The organism is Morganella sp. EGD-HP17, assembly GCF_000512315.2.
Taxonomy (GTDB): Bacteria; Pseudomonadota; Gammaproteobacteria; order Enterobacterales; family Enterobacteriaceae; genus Morganella; species Morganella morganii.
The window spans coordinates 1-2664 of the sequence record NZ_AZRH01000045.1; the positions used below are offsets into that span (position 1 = coordinate 1).

Here is a 2664-nt window from a genome sequence, read left to right on the forward strand (position 1 = left end):
TTCAGGATGAAGCGTAATGCAGGGATGCTGAGATAAGGAGTGATGATGAGCAGACCGTTAATTGCAGTATGGTTTTCCTGTGGAGCAGCAAGCGCTGTGGCAGCAAAACTCACAGTAGATAAATATGGGGATACGCATGATATTCGCGTATTAAATAATCCGGTTAAAGAAGAAGATGGAGATAATATCCGATTCCTGCGTGATGTTGAAAAATGGATAGGATTAAAAATTGAAACCGTTGTTAATCCTGAGTGGCCTAACGCATCTGCGGTTGAAATATGGGAACATCAGCAGTACATGTCAGGAATAGCTGGCGCGCCCTGCACCAGGGGATTGAAAAAGTTGGCCCGGAAGTATTGGGAGAAATCAAACCCAGCTCACTCTATCGTTCTTGGCTTCACATCGGAAGAAAAGTCCCGCATTGAGAACTTCAGGAAAAATGAACGACATGACCTTATTCCTATACTGGCAGATGAAAACTTAACTAAAGGTGATTGCTTCAAAATACTACTTGAAGCTGGCTTAACACTGCCGATGGTTTATCGCCTTGGCTATCCAAATGGTAATTGCATTGGGTGCGTAAAAGCAACGTCCCCAACCTACTGGAATCACGTTAGAAAAGTTCATCCTGATGTTTTTGAAAGCAGAGCTGAGCAATCACGGCGTATTGGTGCTCGCTTAGTTCGCCACAAAGGGGCGCGCATTTTTCTTGATGAGCTTCCTGTCGATGCTACTGGCAGACCAATGAAAGACATGGATTTTGAATGCGGCATATTTTGCAAACAAAAAACCGAAGATTAATTTCAGCGCCAGGGATGCTGATAACATGGGAATGAATATGGCAATAGTTCAGTTTTGTATAGCGGGCGGCAAAGGCGAAGACCCTTCAGGGGTTAATGAAAACAACCTCTATGAATTACCAGATGATCATAACTTCAGCGCTGATGATGACCTCGAATCCTGCATTGAAGCATGTGCAGAATATTATCACGCTGACTGTGACGGATGGGAGGATCAATGGCCGTTGTTATTCATGCTGTGGATTGACGACCAATATCTTGGCCTGTTTGAAATTGAGCGTGAGTTTGACCCGGTTTTTTCAGTTGAGAAGGTGGAATGAATATGAAAGACAGAATCAAATTCAGCGACGAAATGTTAGCCGCTGTTATGGATGGCAGGAAGACGCAGGCGCGGCGACCGGCAGAGTTTAAGGTCAGAGAGGAAGGCTATAACCTTAATTTCAGCGGATTAAAATCCGGATTCTACTGTAACGGCGTCCCGTCAAGCGGATTCGTTTTACGCTCAATGGGAGCCGGATGCTGGAATGATAGAACTTACCCGCTTCATTGTCCGTATGGTCAGGCCGGTGATGTTATCCCGTTCGCAGACAAAGACGGCAATATCAAAGGTGAAATTGAGATTGTCGATGTCTGGTTGCAGCAGGTGCAGGAGATATCACAGCAAGATGTTCAGGCAGAAGGATTTGAGGGCTACGACGATGATGTTTCAGGAGGGATGTCTCCTTATTCTGAATTCAGTCAGGCATGGGTTGATATTTACGGCAAAGAAAGCTGGCAGGCTAACCCGTGGGTATGGGTTATCGAGTTTAAGCAGATTCAGGAGGGGTGATGGATATAACCGAAAAACAGCGGCGCGAAATAATGAAGCAAGGAGTTCAATATGCGCGTAATCATTTAATCAGCGCCTATCGTGCCAACTTCATTAATTGCGACGAAAAAACATTTGCCAAAATCATGGCGTTATTATCTCACGTTGCCAATGAATCTATCGATATTGAATTAATGATGGACGATATACTTTCGTGTAATCAACAGGCGGAAGACTGGATTAAATCTATTCTGAGTTAATCACCATGACAATCGGATTTGTATTACTACTGGTAATGCACGGCTCTGCTGTGCCTGTTACCGATGATATTTATACGCTCGAAGAATGTGAGAGCCGCGCAGTGCAGGTAATGGCTGTGCGGAATGTTGAATTAGTGTGTGCGGAGGTTTTCAGATGAGACAAATTAAAATAATCTCTGGTGCGTGGCAAAAAGATTTAGAGATGGTCGTCACTGTTATCGATGAGGATAAATTTAAAACTCAGTGTGAGCAAGTTAATAAATTTTATTGTGATGCAGAGTATAGAGCTAAAAAACATGGAAGTCATGAAAAGGCGGGCTTCGCCATGTTCTGTGCTGAGTGTTTTCAACAAATAGCATTCAATAATTTTAAAGACGAAGAATGGCTGACTGAGCAATTCGACTGGTCTAAAGATAAAGGAATTGAAGGTTATCCTTCGTTAGATGATATGGGTATTCGAATCGATGAAATTGAGTCATGGTTTATTGATTATGACGAAATTCAAATTACAGGATGGTAATCAATGAACAAATATCGTGACAAATCAGACTTTGAGATTAATAAGGCTGTGGCATATCACTACCTTAAAGGCAAAGATTTCAGCGAAACAACGTGCAGATTTTTTTCTGACCACGTTAATGACAAATTCGACCCATGCAACAACCCGGCGGACGCAATGCCGATTGTTATTGCTAATAAAATAAGCATCCTACATAAGAAAAATGACGGTACATGGTATGCATATCACCCGTTCCAATCTGTAGAGCATGAAAACTTTTATCGCGCCGCTATGGAA

The 2664-nt window shown here is 42.8% G+C and carries 6 protein-coding genes; all 6 read left to right on the forward strand.

The window, feature by feature from the left end; translation table 11 throughout:
• Nucleotides 1-45 precede the first annotated feature (45 nt).
• Nucleotides 46-801, forward strand: a complete 756-nt coding sequence (locus X965_RS18520; protein WP_072144609.1) for a hypothetical protein — start codon at nucleotides 46-48, stop codon at nucleotides 799-801.
• 25 nt (nucleotides 802-826) lie between these two features.
• A complete protein-coding gene (locus X965_RS18525) occupies nucleotides 827-1120 on the forward strand; it encodes a hypothetical protein (protein WP_253280794.1) in 294 nt (97 codons plus the stop codon).
• A 2-nt stretch (nucleotides 1121-1122) separates the two neighbouring features.
• Nucleotides 1123-1629, forward strand: coding sequence for a hypothetical protein (locus X965_RS18530; RefSeq protein WP_036419725.1), 507 nt, complete (start codon nucleotides 1123-1125; stop codon nucleotides 1627-1629).
• Nucleotides 1629-1868, forward strand: coding sequence for a hypothetical protein (locus X965_RS18535; RefSeq protein ID WP_036419727.1), 240 nt, complete (start codon nucleotides 1629-1631; stop codon nucleotides 1866-1868). Before X965_RS18530 ends, X965_RS18535 begins: the two co-directional genes overlap by 1 nt.
• A 154-nt stretch (nucleotides 1869-2022) precedes the next feature.
• Nucleotides 2023-2388 (forward strand): DUF2528 family protein, encoded by a 366-nt coding sequence (locus X965_RS18540; protein ID WP_036419729.1) that lies wholly within the window; start codon nucleotides 2023-2025, stop codon nucleotides 2386-2388.
• 3 nt (nucleotides 2389-2391) lie between these two features.
• Nucleotides 2392-2664 (forward strand): phage protein NinX family protein (locus tag X965_RS18545; RefSeq protein WP_156341098.1); only part of this gene is annotated, 273 nt, incomplete at its 3' end.

Bases quoted from the DNA above. Each gene is read 5' to 3' on its own strand.
- X965_RS18525 (WP_253280794.1), top strand. From the start codon at position 827: ATGGGAATGAATATGGCAATAGTTCAGTTTTGTATAGCGGGCGGCAAA.
- X965_RS18535 (WP_036419727.1), top strand. From the start codon at position 1,629: ATGGATATAACCGAAAAACAGCGGCGCGAAATAATGAAGCAAGGAGTT.
- X965_RS18520 (WP_072144609.1), top strand. From the start codon at position 46: ATGAGCAGACCGTTAATTGCAGTATGGTTTTCCTGTGGAGCAGCAAGC.
- X965_RS18540 (WP_036419729.1), top strand. From the start codon at position 2,023: ATGAGACAAATTAAAATAATCTCTGGTGCGTGGCAAAAAGATTTAGAG.
- X965_RS18530 (WP_036419725.1), top strand. From the start codon at position 1,123: ATGAAAGACAGAATCAAATTCAGCGACGAAATGTTAGCCGCTGTTATG.